This is a genomic window from Sphingomonas sp. J344 (assembly GCF_024700005.1).
Classification (GTDB): domain Bacteria; phylum Pseudomonadota; class Alphaproteobacteria; order Sphingomonadales; family Sphingomonadaceae; genus Sphingomonas.
Window position 1 is genome coordinate 846747 of the sequence record NZ_JAJONB010000001.1, and the last position, 17077, is coordinate 863823.

The window sequence follows — 17077 nt, forward strand, 5'->3', positions numbered from 1 at the left end:
GCCGAGATCGCTGCGACGCTCGCCCCGGAAGCGCCCCGCGCCGTCGAAGTGGTGACGATCCCCGAACCGCTGCCGCTTCCGGGCCAGTTGATGCCCCTGCCCGACACACGCCGCCCGCCGGAGCCGACCGATCCTCGCCAGCGCGTCGGCGCGGCGAACGCAGCCGCCCGCGTCCAGCCGGTGCGCGACGGCTTCCTTAACGCCATCCAGCAATATCCGTGGACCGACGGCGCGCTCTATCAGGTCTATACCGCGCCGGGTCAGGTGACGGACATCGCTTTGCAGGAAGGTGAGCAACTCGTAGGGCCAGGGCCGGTCGCGGCCGGTGATACCGTGCGCTGGATCATCGGCGACACCATCAGCGGCAGCGGTCTCACCGCGCGCGTCCACATCCTCGTCAAGCCAACTCGGCCTGATCTCACCACCAATCTCGTCATCAACACCGATCGGCGCACCTATCATCTGGAACTGCGCGCCACCTCCTCGACCTACATGGCGTCGGTGAGCTGGACCTATCCACAGGACGCACTGATCGCCTTGCAGGGCCGCAACGCAGCGGCCGCAGCCGCCGCGCCTGTGGCGAGCGGCATCGACCTGTCCACGCTCAATTTCCGCTATCGCATCGACGGCGATCGCGCGCCGTGGCGACCGGCGCGCGCGTTCGACGATGGACGGCAGGTGTTCATTGAATTTCCGGCCGGGATCTCGCAGGGCGAGATGCCGCCGCTGTTCGTAAGTGGCGCATCTGGCGAAGCCGAGCTGGTCAATTACCGGGTGCAGGGCCGCTACATGGTCGTGGACCGCCTGTTCGCCGCCGCCGAACTGCGGCTGGGCGACCGGCGCAGCGCGCAGCGTGTCCGGATCGTGCGCACCGATGGACGGCGGGGGGCGGCCGTGAGCGAGCCCGTAGACACCCCGGCCGCCGCGCCCGCCGCGCCGCGCTCCGATCCGCAGGCCTTCCAGCTTCGCGGAGACCCACCGCGCGTCATGCGCCTGTCGCGCAAAGCGCTCGCCGTCGTTGGCGTCGCCGCCGGCCTCGGGATCGGCGGCTCGCTGATTTATGCGCTGCGGCCGCCCGGCGAGAAGACCGCGCAGGAACTCTACAACACCGACAGTAGGACCACGGCCGAGACTATCACCTCCGGGCCGAGCGACTATGCGCAGGCGCCCCGGCTCGGCCCGCCGCTCCCCGGCGACTTGGGCGGCCCTATTGTCTCCGCGCAGCAGCGCGGCGAGAATGTCCCCGTGCCGCCGGTCGGCGCGCAGCCAGGTCATCCCGATCCCCGCGCTCAGGCCGCCGAGGCCGCCCGCCAGCGCGCGCAACAAGAGCGCGACGCGGCGCGGACCAGTTCGGTCTTCCTCGGCAGCAGCGGCGGCGCGGCGTCATCAACGGCCCCGGCTTCCCTCGGCCTCGCAGCGCCGAACCCGGCACCTCCAGCGACAGCCGATGCAGCGGCGGAAAGCGACCAGGCCGCCAAGCGCGCCTTCATGGCGCAGGCACCCAACCAGCGCACGGTCAGCGTCGAGCGGCTGACGGCACCGGCATCGCCCAACATCGTGCAGGCCGGCAGCATCATCCCGGCTGCGCTCATCACCGGCATCCGCTCAGACCTGCCCGGCCAGATCACCGCCCAGGTGACGGCCAACGTCTATGACAGCCCGACCGGGCGCATCCTCGTCATTCCGCAGGGCGCACGGCTGATCGGCGAGTATGACAGCGAGATCGCCGCCGGGCAGACCCGCGTGCTGCTTGCATGGGACCGCCTTATCATGCCGGACGGGCGCTCGATCGTTCTCGAGCGCCAGCCCGGCGCCGACGGAGCTGGGTTCGCGGGGCTACAGGACCGCGTGAACCAGCATTGGGGTAATCTCCTCAAGGCGGCAGCCGTCTCGACGCTCCTCGGCGTCGGCGCCGAGCTGGGCGCGGACAGCGAGGACGACCTGACCCGCGCCCTCCGGCGCGGCTCGCAGGACACGATCAACCAGACCGGCCAGCAGATCGTGCGTCGCCAGCTCAATGTGCAGCCGACGCTGACAATCCGGCCAGGCCATCCGCTGCGCGTGGTCATCACCCGCGACCTCGTGCTCGAACCGATCGGAGCAACGCGATGACGAAGTTGAAGCTGGGGCCGCTCGCTGACGACCGGCCGGTGAAGCTGACCGTGGAGCTGCCCGCCGCCGTCCACCGCGATCTTGCAGCCTACGCGGCTGCGCTGGCAGCGGAGACCGGCGGCGACGCTGTGACGCCGGAGAAGCTGGTTGCGCCGATGCTCGCGCGGTTCATGGCGAGCGACCGTGGCTTTGCGCGCGGACGGCGTAGCGCGAACGGCTGAGCGCCGCGCGAGGATCAGTTGCCGAGGAAGTGCCTGCGGCGTTCAGCGGCATCGACCTTGATGATCGCTTCTTCGGCCGTGGCGCATTCGCCACCACGCACCGAACCATCACGGCATCCGGCCACGACCTGACGGGCCTCGTCGATATTCGCCATGAAATACTGCGTCCCACGCGCCTCGCTCGATACAGGGGCCGCGGGCGGAACGGCAGCGGCTAGGGCGGCTTGCTGCGCTGGCGCGATCACCGGCCGCAACAAAAATCCGCATGAGAACCCGATGACCAAGGTGACGAGCATGATAATGATTGTCTTGCCTTGACCCATGACAGTCACTCCAAGAACAGGCAGTTTAATTTACTGAAATATCTGGGCGAAATCAAAGGAGAGCGCGTAGCGTGCTTTGATGAATTCAAGGAAACGCCGCAGCGCCGGGTTGTCGTTGTCAGCGCGCCAGCAACCGGAATGGCCCGTTAAGGCCGGCCCCTGTTCGCCGTGTATCGCTCGATAGACGATATCGGGATAGCGCGCTCCGGTGGAGCCTTCGCAAACGATGCTGATGCCGGAGCTCCCACCGAGAACGCTCAGCACTGTCTCGCGGCTCGCCTGGAGCATTCGGATGTCAGGCTTTACGCTCGAAACCGCCAAACGGCCCAGCAACATATCCCGTATCTCCGGGCCGGGATCAGCGGCCGGAAGCAGAAACCGCTCGCCGCGAAGATCCGTCCAGTGAACCACGTCGCGTTCCGCGAGCGGATGCGAGAGTGGAAGCGCGGCCAACATCCGCTCGCTCCAAAGCGGCTCGCAGCGGAATCCGTTATGGCTGGCGGCACCCATGAGGATCGCAATGTCGATCTCCCCTGTATCAAGGCCGGCGAGCAGGATGCTGCGGTCCGCTTCGACGCATCCGACTTCGACGTCGGGGTGCGCGTCGCACCAACTCATCATTGTTGCACGTAAATTGCCGGCGGAAACCGAGCTGTTATGCCCCAGCACGAGACCACCCGCGCGGCCCTGGCCGGCTGCCCGCATCATCGCCACGAGCTTGTCGGCCGTTGCCACCATTGGTTTCGCGCCGCGAATGAAAGCGTTTCCGGCCAGCGTCGTCGTTACGCCGGCGCGCGAGCGCTCAAAGATCGGCATTCCGATCGAGCGCTCCAGCTTCAGGATAGCCCGACTGAGCGTCGATTGCTCGACATCGAGCGTACGCGCCGCTCGATAGAAGCTGCCGTGATCGGCGGCAGCGATTGCGTAGCGTAGTTGGCGGATGTCAAACGACATCATCCCGCTCGCTACTCTTGAATCGCGGCAACGGGGCGTCACGCGAGGCCTTGAACAGCACAATGCCCGCTTCGAGCCGGTCCAGAATGAAATGATCTTTGCTGGCTTTGGCGGATTTGATGTCCGCCTTGGAAAACACAGACAGGGACACCGCGCAGCGGTTTCCCAATTCACGAGCGATGATCGCCTTCGCACGGCACCACCGCGTTTCGTCAGCATAGAGCGTATGATTGACGACAACCCAGAATTCGTAATCCGAGAAATAGAGGGAGGCTTTGTCCTCGTACCAAGTGCGTCGGGCATAGGGACCAATAAGGACGATCTTCAGGATTTTGCCGGAGACCGGAGCCGCCACGCCCTCGAAGGAAGCGGCCGCGCGCAGGATGCGCGTGATACGTTCGATTTCTTGTTGCTTTCTCCGGATGAGGTGCCCGACGCGGGCCATGACCACCTCGCGCGCATAGACATCCTCGATAAACTGGTCCTCTCCGTGCACGTGCGCCCTCAATTGCCGGTTCACGATTTCCGGAAATAGACGGCACAAGGTGATTTCGGGCAATCCCGCTGAACAGAGGGGTGTTCTGATCAAGTCAGATAATTGAGGCTGACATAACCGTCCCGAGCGGCAGCAAGCACGAGCTGACTTCGGGTCTTCACGCCATAACGCCGGCGGGCGGCCTCAACGTATTCATGGATCGTGCTGGGGCTAAGACCGAGGATTTTACCCATTTCCCACTCAGTTTTTCCGGCGGCAATCAGCCGAAGACAGTCAATTTGGCGCGGGGTGAGGGGCGCGCCATGAGCTTTGACCGCGCGGCCTTTGACCAGTGCGCGTCCCGTCTCAAACGCTATTCCGCCAATCAGCTGTGCCGCAATTGCTTCGGAGTAGGTAAAAGGCCGATCTTTTGGGCGGGCTATGCTGAAGAAGGCGCCACGCTCACCAGGAATGCGAAAGGGTACCGTGTAACCCGTGGTCAGACCATGAGCTCGGCCGCGCTCAAGAACCGACAGCTGCGCCCGCGTAGGGGCGATCACCTCGGGAATGCGTTCCCAACAGAGGCCGGTGGGACTTCGGATGCTGGCGGCATGAACCGGATCATCCCTATACAGTCGCGCGCTGATGACCTCGTCTACCCAAGATGACGGGTAGTTGGTCAACATCATGCAGCCCGAACGGTGCTTGTACAGGTCGCCGTCATCGACGAGGGCAAACCAACGAAAACCAAATTGCTGGATTGCCTCGTCGATCACTTCAGAGAGTCGCGCACTATTCTCGGCCGCTTTACACGCCTTGTAGACTTCCTCGAAGTCTCTAAGCTGTGCCGAGTCCAAAGCGTTCGTCATAGATAATCTCACACGATAATGCGCTGTCCTTCAGCTGCAGCGCCTGTCTGATCGTGCCAGCCGGCTCTTGGCTACGCATCAGCCGTGCCTCAGCACGCGGTCAATATGGGCGATGGCTTTCGACATACGCTGCTCGACCGCTTTTACACTCAGACCAGTTTGGTTGGCGATATCCTTGTAAGTCATCCCGTCGCGACGATGGGCAAGAAAGATCGATCGGGTCTTTGGAGACAAACGGGCCAGCGAGGCTTGGAGCCGTTCGATTTGATCGCGCGCCTCAAGCGCGGCAATCGGATCGTGTCCTGCAAGCGGAATCTCGTCGATCGGAATATGCCGGGCCAGCGACCGACTTAGAGCGATCCTGGCCCTGTCCCGCAGCAGGTTGGAGGCGATCGTGCTGAGATAGGCTTCTGGCCGTTCGATCGCCGCGCACCGTTTGGCCCGTGCGCCGGCGAGCCGGGCGAAACTCTCCTGAACGAGATCAGCGGCGTCCTGCCGTGCGCCGTGGCGCGCGAAAAAGCGATGCAATCGCCCACAATGGATGCGATGAAGTTCTGCAAGCTCGATCGGCGGGGTCGTCGGCCTATTCCCACTCGAAAATGAGCGAGCGTCATCTCCGGGCGACGAAGCCGGCTGGCTGAGAGTGGGGACCATCATCATGCTCCAATCGCACCGCGGCGACGTCCGGCGGCAATTTGGCCGAATTAGAAGCGGTGGTAGTGGCGCGGGCAATCCCTCCGAAAGGAGGGATCGGCGCCAGGCTCGTGTATGGAGCTTCATACTGTGGCTTCGAAGTGGACGACCTGCCGATGTACGGCTGCTAGCGGTCGCACTTTCTCTCAATCCAACCGCCACGCCTGCAAATCGCGCTTGACCCTCTAGCGGGTAGAGGGTGCAAACCGCGAACGATTCTTAACAAGAGGCTCGTCGATGCGCCCCGGCTACCCTGCTGCCTCCATCACCGCACCCGTCGCCCGCCTGCCATTCCGGATGGCCTGGATTGTTTTTATGCTCGCGATCCTGCTCCTTTCGTTTCCCGCTCGGGCGCAGGGCAGCGCCGCTGAGGTGCAGACGACCTGGCGGCTGCTCGACTATATCGCGGTCGACTATTCGGGCGCGGTCTCGAACGGCAAAGTCATCAGCGACGCCGAATATGCCGAGATGATCGAGTTCGCCGGGCAAGTCGATGCGCGGATACAGGCCCTTGCGCCGACGTCCGCCAAGCCGGACCTGCTGCGCCGGACCGGGGCACTGCGCAGCGCGATCGGCGCCAAGGCGCCTCCCGCGGCGGTGGCCGAACAATCCCGGGCGCTCGCCTCGGCGCTGCTCGCGGCCTATCCGGTGCCGCTGGCGCCGACCGCACCGCCTGACCTGACCCGCGCCGCCGGGCTCTACGCGCAGAACTGCGCCAGCTGCCATGGTGCCAACGGCGACGGCCGCGGTCCCGATGCCGCCAAGCTCGATCCGCCGCCGATCGCCTTCACCGACAAGGCTCGCGCGGACCAGCGCAGTCTGTTCGGGCTTTATCAGGTAATCGATCAGGGCCTCGAAGGCACCGCGATGCAGAGCTTCGTAGCGCTGCCCGAAGCCGATCGTTGGGCATTGGCCTTCCATGTCGGCCAGCTCGCCTATCCCGAAGCGGCGGCGCGCGAGGGCGAACGGCTGTGGCGCGAGGATGCGGCAGTGCGTGCCAAATATCCCAACCTCGCGGCGCTGGTCGGCGCAACGCCTGCCGCGCTGGCGGCCGATCTCGGCGCCGAAAGGGCGACCGCGCTCACCGCCTTTCTGCGCCGCCATCCCGAGGCGGTGACCGCTCGCGTCGACGGCTCGCTCGCGCTGACCCGCGAGCGTCTCGACCAGAGCCTTGCCGCCTATCGCGCCGGCGATCGCAAAGGCGCGGCGGACCTTGCGCTCTCCGCCTATCTCGACGGCTTCGAGCCGGTCGAGCCGGTGCTCGCCGCGCGCGATGCCGCGCTGATGGGCAGGATCGAGCGCGCGATGGCCGAACTGCGCGCCGCGGTCGGCGAAGGCCGCCCGGTGGGCGAGGTCGAGGTCGCCAACCGGGCGCTCGCCAGCCTGTTCGCCGAGGCCGAAGCCGCGCTGGCGCCCGAGCGCGCGAGCGGCCTGTCGAGCTTCCTCGGCGCGTTCGGCGTGCTGCTTCGCGAAGGCCTAGAGGCGCTGCTGATCGTCATCGCGATGATCGCGTTCCTCAAGAAGACCGAGCGCGGCGAGGTGCTCGGCTTCGTCCATGGCGGCTGGATCGCGGCGCTTGTCGCCGGCGTCGCCACCTGGTTCGTCGCGACCTATTTCATCAGCGTGAGCGGCGCGTCGCGCGAGCTCACCGAAGGCTTCGGCTCGCTGTTCGCCGCGATCATCCTGCTCACCGTCGGCATCTGGATGCACGGTAAGAGCAACGCGGAGGCGTGGCAGCGCTATGTGAAGGAGAAGGTCAGCGCCGCGCTGTCGAGACGGTCGGGCTGGTTCCTGTTCCTCCTGTCCTTCATCGTGGTCTATCGCGAGGTGTTCGAGACGATCCTCTTCTATGCCGCGCTATGGGCGGAAGGGAACGGCGTCGCCATGCTGGCCGGAGCCGGCGTCGCCGCCGGTCTGCTCGCGCTGATCGCCTGGGTCATGCTGCGCTACAGTGCCCGGCTGCCGATCACCCAGTTCTTTTCGTGGAGCGCGATCCTGATCGCCATCCTCGCGGTCGTGCTCGCCGGCAAGGGCATCGCCGGCCTGCAGGAGGCGGGCATACTTGCTATCCGGCCGCTCGACAGCGTGCCGCGCGTCGAGATCCTCGGCCTGTTCCCGACCGTGCAGACCGTGCTCGCGCAGGTCGCGGCGATCGCCATCCTCGCGGCGGGCTTCTGGCTCAGCGGCCGCGGCGCGGCGGCCGCGCGCTCGCCGGCATCACCCTCCGACTAGGCGGCCGATCAGCAAAGCAAGCGCGGCGACATAGCAAGTGAGCGACGCCAGCGCAGTCGTCGCCATGCCGAAGGCGCGTGCCCCGGCACCGCCCGGATAGCCGCGGTAGAAGGCGAGCCGGCCGATCGCGAACAGGACGGCCGACGCGACGAGCAGCGCCAGCCAGCGTCCGCCGGCGGCCGAGGCCAGCGCCAGATGCGCGCCGACGCCGAGGAACGCCTGCTCGAGCGTGTTCTGCAGGAAGGCGGCCTTGACCGCGAGGGCTGGGCTCGGCGGTCCCTTGGCCGACCCGCCGATGTCGGCGGCCGAGCGGTAACGCCCGCTCGACACCAGGCGGACCGCCAGCAGGAGGATTACAAAATGGACGAGGCTGGTCTGGATCGCGAAGGCGAGCCGGGCGCCGATCTCCGACGGGAACGCGATCCAACGGGGAAGGAACAGGACGCATGCCGCAAACACGGCGGCGCACAGCAGAAAGGCCAGCGCGGACTGCTTCCGGATTTGGCTTTGCTCGGCCTTGAGGTCCATCGTGCCACCTCCCCCTGTCAGCCGGGCCGCTCCGCGACGATCAGCGCGATCGTACCCGTTATCGTGTGAATGCGCGCCGCTTCCCGCACGTTCCTGAACCCGGCCGCCGCGACGAGCCCGGGAAGCATGCCGTCGGCATTGGATTGGGTGTCGGCCACGCCGTCGAGTCGCTGGATAGTCAGGCGAAACAGCAGGCGCATCAGCCCGCGCTGGCGGCCATAGTCGGCGATCACGAGCCTGCCGCCGGGACGAAGCGCGGCATGCATCGCCGCCAGCCCTGTCTGCTTCTCGACCATCGGGACCTGGTGGAACATGAGGCTCGACACCACCGCGTCGGCGGATCGCGTGCCGACGTCACGCGCGAAGCCGCGTTCCCAGCGGATGGCGAGGCCGGCGGCGTCCGCCTTGGCCCGCGCAATCGCCAGCGCCTCCTCGTCGGGATCGATGCCGACCACCTCGACGCCCGGCTCGGCAGCCTTGAGCATCACGGCGAAGCTGCCGGTGCCGCACCCAACGTCGACGATGGTTTCGCCGGGCCGCGGCGCGAGCGCATCGACCATCGCGCGACGCCAGCGCATCTCGCGCGTCCAGCGCCGGATCGCGCGGTCGTAGTCCGCGGTATCGCCGGTTCCGAGCGGTGGGGTATAGGCCGCATCGTTCATGCCGCCGCACCACGACGATGCTCGGCCAGCTCCTTCCGCGCATCGCGGATGATGTCGTAGGCCGAATGCAGGAAAAGCAGGGCGATCACCGCGGCCACCACGAGATCCGGCCAGGCGCTCCCGGTCCAGGCGACAAGGCCGGCAGCCGCGATGACCGCGACGTTCGCCAGCGCGTCATTGCGCGAGAACAGCCAGATCGCCCGGGCATTGGCGTCGCCGCTGCCCCGGAACCGGGCGAGCACCAGTGCTGCGGTCACGTTGACGATCAGCGCGACCACGCCGATGCCGCCCATCAAATCGGCCTCCGGCGGAACGGCATTGAACGCCCGCCACCCCGCCGACGCGATCACGCCGATACCGAGTGCGGCCAGGAAACAGCCCTGCGTCAGGGCGGTGCGGCTGCGAGCGGTGGCCGACCAGGAGAGTGCCAGCAGGCCGACGAGCGTGATCGAGCCGTCGCCGAGGAAATCCAGCGAATCCGCCTTCAGCGCCTGCGATCCGGCGACGAACCCGCCGACGAGCTCGCAGACGCCGAATCCGAGGTTCAGCACCACGACGATCCAAAGGGCGCGGCGGTAGGCCGGATCGACGCCGGCCCGCTTGGTATCCGCCTCGCATCCGCAATCGCTCATCATCACCTCCACAGCGAGTCGCGCACACTTTTGCACCCTCTAGCCGCTATAGGGTCAACCCGGCTGTGAGGCGGCTGTGCTTCGGGCGATCGTGCCTGGCCCGAGCGCCTCGATGATCCGGCAATCGGAAATGGCTCCGTGGCGGCATTGCCCGATGATGTCGTCGAGCTCCCGCCGCAGCGCGTGCAGATCGGCGATCTTCTGGTCGATCTGCGCCAGATGCTCGCGAGCGACGACGTCGACCGCCTCGCATGACCGGTCCCTATCGTCCGCGAGTGCGAGCAGCTCGCGCACCTGATCAAGGGTGAATCCGAGGTCGCGGGCGCGACGGACGAAGGACAATCGCGCCAAGTGCGCAGGACCGTAGTCGCGATAATTCCCGCCGGTCCGGCTTGGCTCTGCAAGCAGCCCGATCTTCTCGTAGAAGCGGATCGTCTCGACCTTGGTGGACGTCGCCCTCGCCAACTCGCCAATCTTCATCCTCGCGTCCTTGACCCTAGAGCTACTAGAGGGTGCATATAGCGCCCGTACCGAGTCGGCCACGTCGGATCGGCAGGCGAGCGCACGCTCATTAAATCGCCCTCAGGAGCACCCGAATGCACCGCGTCGTCGCCGCTCTCCTGATGGTTCCGCTCTGCGCCCCTGCAGCAAGCGCCCAAACGCAGGCGGCGACGGAGCCGCTGACGCTCGAGCGGGCGCTGGAGCTGGGCGGCGCGAGCTCGCCGAACATGGCGGCTGCGTCGAGCGGCGTGCGTGCCGCCGAGGCGCAGCGCCGCGCCGCAGGACTGAGGCCCAACCCCGAGGTTTCGGTCGAGACCGAAAATGTAGTTGGTTCCGGACCCTATCGGAGCTTCGACGCGGCCGAGACCACCGCAATGATGTCGATGCCGCTCGAGCTCGGCGGAAAACGCTCGGCCAGGATCGCGGTCGCCGATGCGCAGACCGCTCGCGCCAATCTGGAGGTCGCGGTGGCGGGTGCCGATCTGAGGCTGCGCGTCACCCAGGCGTTCATCGAAGCCGTGGCGGCCGAACGGCGCGTCGGCGTTGCCCGCGACCAAGTAGGGATTTCGTCCGAAGCGCTGAGAGCCGCCCAGGTGCGCGTGCGGGCAGGCCGGGCCTCGCCGCTCGAGGAGCAGCGGGCCGAGGTCACCCGGATCAACGGGGCCGCGGCGGCGGAGCGTGCCGAGCGGGCAGCGGCGCTCGCACGCGCCAATCTCGGCCGGCTGATCGGCCGCGAGCCCGGAACGCTGGCGCTCGACTGGTTCGACCGGATCGGCGGCTTGGGGCCGAGGCTGCCGGCCCGGGCCGAAGGAACGCTTGCCCTCGCTGCGGCGCGGGCAGATGTCGCGACCGCCGACGCCCAGGTCCGGCTTGCGCGCAGCCAGAGAGTTCCCGACCTCACGATCTCGGCCGGCGCCCGCCGGCTCGAGGAGACCAACGACGTCGCCGCGGTGTTCGGGGTCAGCGTTCCCATTCAGCTCTTCAACAACGGGCGGGCTAACCTCGATGCGGCCCGCGCGCAGCGGGACCAGGCGGAGGCGCAGCGGCGCATCGCGCTCCTCGATGCCGACCAGGCCATCGCCACGGCCGAGACTGACTTGGCGAATGCGGAGACGAACGCCCGCACGGCGACGGGGCCGGCGCTGGCAGCGGCCCAGGAGGCGGCCCGCATTGCCCGGATCGGCTACCGCGAGGGCAAGTTCGGACAGCTCGACCTGCTCGAAGCGGAGCGGACCCTGGCCGAAACGCGCGCGACGGCGGTCGACGCAATTGCCGCCTATCACGACGCGCGGGCTCGGCTCGAGAGACTGGTCGCGCCCGCCCCCGACTTCGCGAAGGACTCACAATGAAGAACTTCCGGCGTCGGGCGCTCGCCTCCGCGCTCCTCCCGCTTGTCCTCGCCGCGTGCGGCGGCGCCCCCGAGAACAAGGCGGGCGAGGCGGCCGAGATGGAGGGGATGGAAAAGGGCGAGGCCGGCGAGAACGCCGAGAAGGACGTGGTCACGCTGACCCCACGTCAGATCGCCGATGCCGGCATCGAGGTGGCGAGCCCGACGGTTGGCGGGATTGCCGGCACGATCGAGGTGCCCGGCCTCATCGAGGGTGACCCCCAGGGCGTGCAAGTGGTCTCCGCCACGATCGGCGGGCGTGTCGTTTCGCTCACCCGAAATCTCGGGCAACCGGTCCGCCACGGGGACGCTCTGGCGATCATCGAAAGCCGGGAGGCCGCCTCGCTTCGGGCGGAGGTCGAGGCGGCCCGCGCACGCGCGGCGCTGGCGCAGTCGAATCTCAGGCGCGAGCAGCGCCTGTTCGCCGAGCGCGTTTCGCCGGAGCAGGATCTGATCGCCGCTCGCACGGCCGCCACGGAGGCGAACATCGCGCTGCGGCTTGCCCAGCAGCAACTTGCCGCAACTGGCGGCGGCGCCGGCGCGCTCAACCGGATCGCCATGCGATCGCCGATCTCAGGCCAGGTCATCGCCCGCCCTGCGGTGCTGGGACAGACCGTTGACGCCAACGCGGAGCTCTACCGGGTTGCCGACCTGTCGAGGATTACGGTCGCGATGTCGCTTCAACCTGCCGATGCGGGGCGCGTGCGTCCCGGCACCCGCGTGGAGATCACCGCAGCGGGGCGCCGACAGCAAGGAAGCGTGACGTTCGTCTCTCCGGTGCTCGACGAGACCACTCGCCTCGTGCGGGTCATCGCCACGCTCGACAACGCTCAGGGCGTCTGGCGCGTCGGAGAGCCGGTCACCGCGGCGATCATCCTGCCGTCGAACGGCGCAAGCGGCATCGCGGTGCCTTCGACGGCGATCCAGACGGTCGAGAACCGCACCGTCGTGTTCGTGCGAACGGCGAGCGGCTTCCGCGCCGTACCGGTCACGATCGGGCGCCCTGACGGCGACCAGGTCGTGGTGACGTCCGGCCTGACGGGGCGGGAGCGGATCGCCACGACGAACAGCTTCACGCTCAAGGCCGAGCTCGGCAAGGGCGGCGAAATGGACATGGACTGATGATCGGCCGCCTTGTCACCTTCTCGGTCGAGCGGCGCTGGCTCGTCCTGCTCTTCACGGCGATCGCGGCGCTGGCAGGGGTCTTCGCGCTCCAGCGGCTCCCGATCGACGCGGTTCCCGACATCACGAACAATCAGGTCCAGATCAACGTGATGGCGCCGTCGCTGTCGCCCGACCAGATCGAGCGGCAGGTGTCGTTCGCGATCGAGACGGCGCTGAAGGGCATTCCAGGCCTCGAACATACCCGCTCGCTCAACCGCAACGGCTTCGCCCAGATCACGGCGGTGTTCTCGGATTCGACCGACATCTATTTCGCGCGCCAGCAGGTCGCCGAACGGCTGCGCGCCGCCGAGGAGAGCCTGCCAGAAGGCGTCATGCCCGAGATGGGACCGATCGCCACGGGCCTCGGCGACATCTTCATGTGGACGGTGGAGTATCGGGAGCTCGACAGCGCCCGCCATCGCAACGGCGAGCCCGGGGTCCAGCGCGACGGCAGCTATATCACGCCGGAGGGGGAGCATCTCGTCTCCGAGCGCGACAAGGCAACCTATCTGCATACAGTGCAGGAATGGATCGTGGCCCCGCAGCTTCGCGGAACCGATGGCGTGGCCGGCATCGACTCGCTGGGCGGGTTCGACCGGCAATTTCTGGTGATCCCCGACGTGCAGCGGCTCGCTGCGCTCCGCCTGACGATCGACGATCTCGCCCGGGCGCTGGAACGCAGCAACACGAGCATCGGCGCCGGCACCGTCGATCGCAACGGCGCCGGGCTATTCGTGCGTTCCGATGCCCGTGTCCGGACCGCCGACGAGCTCGCCCGTTCGGTCGTCGCCACGCGCGAGGGCACCCCGGTTCTGCTGAGCCAGGTCGCGACGGTGCGCGCTGGGCAGGGCATTCGCACCGGATCGGCTTCGGAGAACGGCCAGGAGGTGGTCGTCGGAACCGCCGTGATGCGGATCGGGGAGAACAGCCGCACCGTGGCGATTGCCGTGCGCGGGCGACTGGAGGAGATCGGACGGTCGCTCCCGAGGGACATCGTGGTGAAGCCGGTTCTCGACCGCACCGACCTCGTCAACTCGACGATTTCGACGGTTGCGCGCAACCTTGCCGAGGGCGCGGTGCTGGTGATCGTCGTCCTGTTCCTGCTGCTCGGCAATTTCAGGGCGGCACTCATCGCCGCGCTGGTGATCCCGATCACCATGCTGCTGACCGCAACCGGCATGCTCCGCGCGGGCGTATCGGCCAACCTGATGAGCCTCGGCGCGCTCGACTTCGGTCTCATCGTCGACGGCGCTGTGATCATCGTCGAGAACGCGCTGCGGCGCCTCGGCGAGCGACAGCACGAGCTGGGAGGCCGCCTGTCTTTGCGCGAGCGGCTCGACATCGTCGCGGCGTCGGCCCGCGAGATGATCCGGCCATCGGTCTACGGCCAGGCGATCATCATCCTGGTCTATGTGCCGCTGCTCACCTTCTCCGGCGTCGAGGGCAAGATGTTCGAGCCGATGGCGCTCACGGTGATCATCGCGCTCGCCTTCGCCTTCGTGCTCTCGCTGACGTTCGTGCCGGCGGCGATCGCCGCCTGGCTCGGGGGTCGCGTCGAGGAGAAGGAAAGCCGGATCGTCGCCTGGCTGAAGCGGCGCTACGAGCCGGGTCTCGATGCCGCGATGCGCCGCCCGCGCCTCACGATCGGCGGCGCGGTCGCCGCAATCGCCGCATCCGCTCTCGCATTCACCGCGCTCGGGCAGGAGTTCCTGCCGCAGCTCGACGAGGGCAACATCCTCGTCCAGGCTTGGCGTCCGCCCGGCACGTCGGTCGAGCAGAGCCAGCAGATGCAGTTCGCGGTCGAGCGGATGATCTCACGCGAGCCCGAGGTGCGCTACGCCTTCTCGCGCACGGGCACGTCGGAGATCGCGTCCGATCCGATGCCGCCGAACGCCACCGACACGTTCGTGATCCTCAAGCCCCGCAGCGAATGGCCTGATCCCGATCTTTCCAAGGCGGAGCTCGTCGAGCGGATCGAGCGCAAGGTCTCGACCATCCCGGGCAATGCCTACGAGATCACGCAGCCGATCCAGATGCGCTTCAACGAGCTGATCGCCGGCGTGCGGGGCGATCTCGCCGTCAAGGTCTTCGGCGACGACTTCGCGCAGATGAACGCGACGGCCAACCGCATCGCCGCGGTCCTGCGCACGGTTGGCGGCGCAGCCGACGTTCGGGTCGAGCAGACCGAAGGGCTGCCGCTGCTCGACATCCGCCCCAACCGCGATGCGATGGCGCGCGTCGGCGTGACGGCGGGCGACGTGCAGGACGTCGTCGCGGCGACGGTCGGCGGCCGCGAGGCGGGGATGATCTTCGAGGGCGACCGGCGGTTCCCGGTCGTAATCCGGCTCGCCGAGAGCTCGCGCGCGGACCTGCAGGCGCTGGGGCAGATCCCGGTGCCGACCGCCGGCGGCTCGTTCGTGCCGCTCGCGAGCGTGGCCGAGATCGGCATCGGCGAAGGCCCCAACCAGATCAGCCGCGAGAACGGCAAGCGCCGCGTGGTGGTGCAAGCGAACGTGCGCGGCCGCGATGTCGCGAGCGTCGTCGAGGAGGCGCAGCAGGCGATCGCGGCGCAGGTCGAGCTGTCGCCCGGGACATATCTCGAATGGGGCGGCCAGTTCGAGAACCTGGCCTCTGCCCGGGCGCGGCTCGCCATCGTGGTGCCGGTCTGCTTCGCGGCCATCATGCTCCTCCTGTACGGCGCGCTGGGCAGCGTGCGCGACGCCGCGCTCGTCTTCACGGGCGTGCCCCTGGCGCTGGTGGGCGGCATCCTCGCCCTGCTGCTGCGAGGGATGCCGTTCTCGATCTCGGCCGCGGTCGGCTTCATCGCGCTGTCGGGCGTCGCGGTCCTAAACGGTCTGGTCATGCTCAGCTCGGTGCAGGAGCTGGTCCGGCAGGGGCGAACCAGGGCCGAGGCCGCGCGCGAGGGTGCGCTCCTGCGCTTCCGGCCGGTGGCGATGACCGCGCTGGTCGCATCGCTCGGCTTCGTCCCGATGGCGCTTGGACACGGCGCGGGCGCCGAGGTGCAAAAGCCGCTCGCGACGGTCGTTATCGGAGGGCTGATCTCCGCGACGCTGCTGACGCTGTTCGTACTGCCGACGCTGTATACCCGCTTTGGACAGCCGAGGACCAAAGCGGCGCACGATGAGGCTGTAAGCCAGTGATGCTCATAGAATCGAGATTCCCGCTCAAATCGCGCCTTTCCGGGCAGCTCCCGCCTATGCAGTAGCGATCATGGTTAGGCACGGCGGGGGAGGCGGCGTGCTACTGCCTCGGACGGTTCTAGAGTAGTGAAAACGGCGAAATGTATTCGTTATGTTTATCCTGCACGGGGCACCAAATACCGCCATAGTCCGCCGATTCTACGCTAAAGCCGCCAAGGCTACGATCATCGAAAACTGAGGATTGTCATAGTCGTAGGTACGGCGGTGCATGGCGGCGAAAAGTTCGAATCGTGTCGGGTAGAACAGCGGCTAAGCGCTTCCTTGTCGCTATCGACAGGCATCGTGTCGTCGCACGCTGGAGTTATGGATACTGGCAGGGCAGGTAATGGTCCGGGCATAGAGCTAGTGCGGACGAGTCCACTCGACGGACATCGCGTTAACGACTGCACCGACACCGGGGGATGGGGACGATGCACATCAAGTTCGTTGAGATTGCCAATTTTCGGAAGCTGTTGTCGATCCGAGTCGACCTTGCCGCAACGACGACGCTGTTTGTCGGCGCGAACAACAGCGGCAAGACCTCGGCGATGCTTGCCCTGCGACGCTTCCTATCGCCGCGGCGCTGCCCCTTCGAGATCCACGACTTTACCCTCTCCCACTGGCCGACGATCATCGGCATCGGGAAAAGCTGGGTCGAGGCGCGGGACAAGGAAGAGATTGTCGATCTCGTCGTCGAGCCGTGGGCGTCGGCCCTGCCAACGCTGGATCTTTGGCTCCATGTCGAACCCGGCGAGATGCACCATGTGCGCGACCTCATTCCGACGCTCGACTGGGAAGGCGGCAGTCTCGGCGTGCGACTCCGCTATGAGCCGAAGGACCTGAAGCTTCTCTACAAGGACTTCATGGGAGCGCTTAGCGATGCCGAGGCGATGCGGGCGGCGGCGATTGCCGCCGTAATGGCCGAGCACCCGGACGCCGATCCGCCGCCGGCGCCCCCAAGCTGACGATCTGGCCGGAAAGTCTCGTCGACTTCCTCAGTAAGCGCCTGTCGACCTACTTTACGGTTCAGGCTTACTCGCTCGATCCGGCCAAGCTCGTGGAACCGACCAAGTCCCAGGCCCAGCCCCAGGTTCTGCCGCCAACCTCCCTCCCCATCGGAAGCG

16 protein-coding genes are annotated in these 17077 nt (G+C 67.2%); 7 read left to right on the forward strand and 9 right to left on the reverse strand.

The features are described from left to right. Nucleotides 1-90 precede the first annotated feature (90 nt). The gene (trbG, locus tag LRS12_RS20240) at nucleotides 91-2112 is read left to right on the forward strand and encodes a P-type conjugative transfer protein TrbG (protein WP_374581244.1); all 2022 of its coding nucleotides are present in this window, start codon (nucleotides 91-93) and stop codon (nucleotides 2110-2112) included. Continuing rightward, complete coding sequence (locus tag LRS12_RS04335; protein WP_141383945.1) at nucleotides 2109-2333, forward strand: DUF2274 domain-containing protein; 225 nt, start codon at nucleotides 2109-2111, stop codon at nucleotides 2331-2333. Before trbG ends, LRS12_RS04335 begins: the two co-directional genes overlap by 4 nt. 14 nt (nucleotides 2334-2347) lie before the next feature. On the opposite strand, the gene LRS12_RS04340 is transcribed toward LRS12_RS04335, so the two are convergent. The 5 genes from LRS12_RS04340 to LRS12_RS04360 form a co-directional block, all read right to left on the reverse strand. After that, nucleotides 2348-2656 carry a hypothetical protein gene (locus LRS12_RS04340; protein WP_257843489.1) on the reverse strand — a complete coding sequence of 103 codons (309 nt, stop codon included), beginning with the start codon at nucleotides 2654-2656 and terminating at the stop codon, nucleotides 2348-2350. 30 nt (nucleotides 2657-2686) lie between these two features. Then, entirely contained in the window at nucleotides 2687-3610 is a 924-nt protein-coding gene (locus LRS12_RS04345) for a LysR family transcriptional regulator (protein ID WP_257843490.1), read from the reverse strand. Next, entirely contained in the window at nucleotides 3600-4169 is a 570-nt protein-coding gene (locus tag LRS12_RS04350; RefSeq protein WP_257843491.1) for a hypothetical protein, read from the reverse strand. Before LRS12_RS04350 ends, LRS12_RS04345 begins: the two co-directional genes overlap by 11 nt. A 26-nt stretch (nucleotides 4170-4195) precedes the next feature. Continuing rightward, nucleotides 4196-4954 carry a LuxR family transcriptional regulator gene (locus LRS12_RS04355; protein ID WP_257843492.1) on the reverse strand — a complete coding sequence of 253 codons (759 nt, stop codon included), beginning with the start codon at nucleotides 4952-4954 and terminating at the stop codon, nucleotides 4196-4198. 78 nt (nucleotides 4955-5032) lie between these two features. Continuing rightward, a complete protein-coding gene (locus LRS12_RS04360) occupies nucleotides 5033-5482 on the reverse strand; it encodes an RNA polymerase sigma factor (protein ID WP_374580295.1) in 450 nt (149 codons plus the stop codon). A gap of 480 nt (nucleotides 5483-5962) precedes the next feature. Between LRS12_RS04360 and LRS12_RS04365 the strand changes: the two genes are divergently transcribed. Continuing rightward, the gene (locus LRS12_RS04365; RefSeq protein WP_257843493.1) at nucleotides 5963-7879 is read left to right on the forward strand and encodes a cytochrome c/FTR1 family iron permease; all 1917 of its coding nucleotides are present in this window, start codon (nucleotides 5963-5965) and stop codon (nucleotides 7877-7879) included. Here LRS12_RS04365 and LRS12_RS04370 read toward each other — a convergent pair. From LRS12_RS04370 to LRS12_RS04385, 4 genes are read right to left on the reverse strand one after another with little or no spacing between them, the layout of a single operon-like run. After that, the gene (locus LRS12_RS04370) at nucleotides 7865-8407 is read right to left on the reverse strand and encodes an MAPEG family protein (RefSeq protein ID WP_257843494.1); all 543 of its coding nucleotides are present in this window, start codon (nucleotides 8405-8407) and stop codon (nucleotides 7865-7867) included. The genes LRS12_RS04365 and LRS12_RS04370 overlap by 15 nt on opposite strands. A gap of 17 nt (nucleotides 8408-8424) precedes the next feature. Next, nucleotides 8425-9069 (reverse strand): class I SAM-dependent methyltransferase, encoded by a 645-nt coding sequence (locus tag LRS12_RS04375; RefSeq protein WP_257843495.1) that lies wholly within the window; start codon nucleotides 9067-9069, stop codon nucleotides 8425-8427. Further along, on the reverse strand, nucleotides 9066-9701 hold the full coding sequence (locus LRS12_RS04380; protein ID WP_257843496.1) for a cation diffusion facilitator family transporter: 636 nt from the start codon (nucleotides 9699-9701) through the stop codon (nucleotides 9066-9068). Before LRS12_RS04380 ends, LRS12_RS04375 begins: the two co-directional genes overlap by 4 nt. Nucleotides 9702-9755: 54 nt before the next feature. Further along, a complete protein-coding gene (locus LRS12_RS04385; RefSeq protein ID WP_257843497.1) occupies nucleotides 9756-10181 on the reverse strand; it encodes a helix-turn-helix domain-containing protein in 426 nt (141 codons plus the stop codon). Between the two features lie 116 nt (nucleotides 10182-10297). Between LRS12_RS04385 and LRS12_RS04390 the strand changes: the two genes are divergently transcribed. The 4 genes from LRS12_RS04390 (at nucleotide 10298) to LRS12_RS04405 (ending at nucleotide 16918) form a co-directional block, all read left to right on the forward strand. After that, nucleotides 10298-11551 carry a TolC family protein gene (locus tag LRS12_RS04390; protein ID WP_257843498.1) on the forward strand — a complete coding sequence of 418 codons (1254 nt, stop codon included), beginning with the start codon at nucleotides 10298-10300 and terminating at the stop codon, nucleotides 11549-11551. Further along, nucleotides 11548-12711: an efflux RND transporter periplasmic adaptor subunit gene (locus tag LRS12_RS04395; protein WP_257843499.1), complete on the forward strand. Its 1164-nt coding sequence runs from the start codon at nucleotides 11548-11550 to the stop codon at nucleotides 12709-12711. The genes LRS12_RS04390 and LRS12_RS04395 overlap by 4 nt, the downstream gene beginning before the upstream one ends. Next, complete coding sequence (locus LRS12_RS04400; RefSeq protein WP_257843500.1) at nucleotides 12711-15914, forward strand: efflux RND transporter permease subunit; 3204 nt, start codon at nucleotides 12711-12713, stop codon at nucleotides 15912-15914. Before LRS12_RS04395 ends, LRS12_RS04400 begins: the two co-directional genes overlap by 1 nt. Before the next feature lie 470 nt (nucleotides 15915-16384). After that, nucleotides 16385-16918, forward strand: coding sequence for an ATP-binding protein (locus LRS12_RS04405; RefSeq protein WP_257843501.1), 534 nt, complete (start codon nucleotides 16385-16387; stop codon nucleotides 16916-16918). The last annotated feature ends 159 nt before the right edge of the window (nucleotides 16919-17077 follow it).

What these genes read in the sequence shown, in the direction of transcription:
- trbG (WP_374581244.1), top strand. Translation starts at nt 91, where the DNA reads ATGCCCCTGCCCGACACACGCCGCCCGCCGGAGCCGACCGATCCTCGC.
- LRS12_RS04335 (WP_141383945.1), top strand. Translation starts at nt 2,109, where the DNA reads ATGACGAAGTTGAAGCTGGGGCCGCTCGCTGACGACCGGCCGGTGAAG.
- LRS12_RS04340 (WP_257843489.1), bottom strand. Translation starts at nt 2,656, where the DNA reads ATGGGTCAAGGCAAGACAATCATTATCATGCTCGTCACCTTGGTCATC.
- LRS12_RS04345 (WP_257843490.1), bottom strand. Translation starts at nt 3,610, where the DNA reads ATGTCGTTTGACATCCGCCAACTACGCTACGCAATCGCTGCCGCCGAT.
- LRS12_RS04355 (WP_257843492.1), bottom strand. Translation starts at nt 4,954, where the DNA reads ATGACGAACGCTTTGGACTCGGCACAGCTTAGAGACTTCGAGGAAGTC.
- LRS12_RS04365 (WP_257843493.1), top strand. Translation starts at nt 5,963, where the DNA reads ATGCTCGCGATCCTGCTCCTTTCGTTTCCCGCTCGGGCGCAGGGCAGC.
- LRS12_RS04370 (WP_257843494.1), bottom strand. Translation starts at nt 8,407, where the DNA reads ATGGACCTCAAGGCCGAGCAAAGCCAAATCCGGAAGCAGTCCGCGCTG.
- LRS12_RS04375 (WP_257843495.1), bottom strand. Translation starts at nt 9,069, where the DNA reads ATGAACGATGCGGCCTATACCCCACCGCTCGGAACCGGCGATACCGCG.
- LRS12_RS04380 (WP_257843496.1), bottom strand. Translation starts at nt 9,701, where the DNA reads ATGAGCGATTGCGGATGCGAGGCGGATACCAAGCGGGCCGGCGTCGAT.
- LRS12_RS04385 (WP_257843497.1), bottom strand. Translation starts at nt 10,181, where the DNA reads ATGAAGATTGGCGAGTTGGCGAGGGCGACGTCCACCAAGGTCGAGACG.
- LRS12_RS04390 (WP_257843498.1), top strand. Translation starts at nt 10,298, where the DNA reads ATGCACCGCGTCGTCGCCGCTCTCCTGATGGTTCCGCTCTGCGCCCCT.
- LRS12_RS04395 (WP_257843499.1), top strand. Translation starts at nt 11,548, where the DNA reads ATGAAGAACTTCCGGCGTCGGGCGCTCGCCTCCGCGCTCCTCCCGCTT.
- LRS12_RS04400 (WP_257843500.1), top strand. Translation starts at nt 12,711, where the DNA reads ATGATCGGCCGCCTTGTCACCTTCTCGGTCGAGCGGCGCTGGCTCGTC.
- LRS12_RS04405 (WP_257843501.1), top strand. Translation starts at nt 16,385, where the DNA reads ATGCACATCAAGTTCGTTGAGATTGCCAATTTTCGGAAGCTGTTGTCG.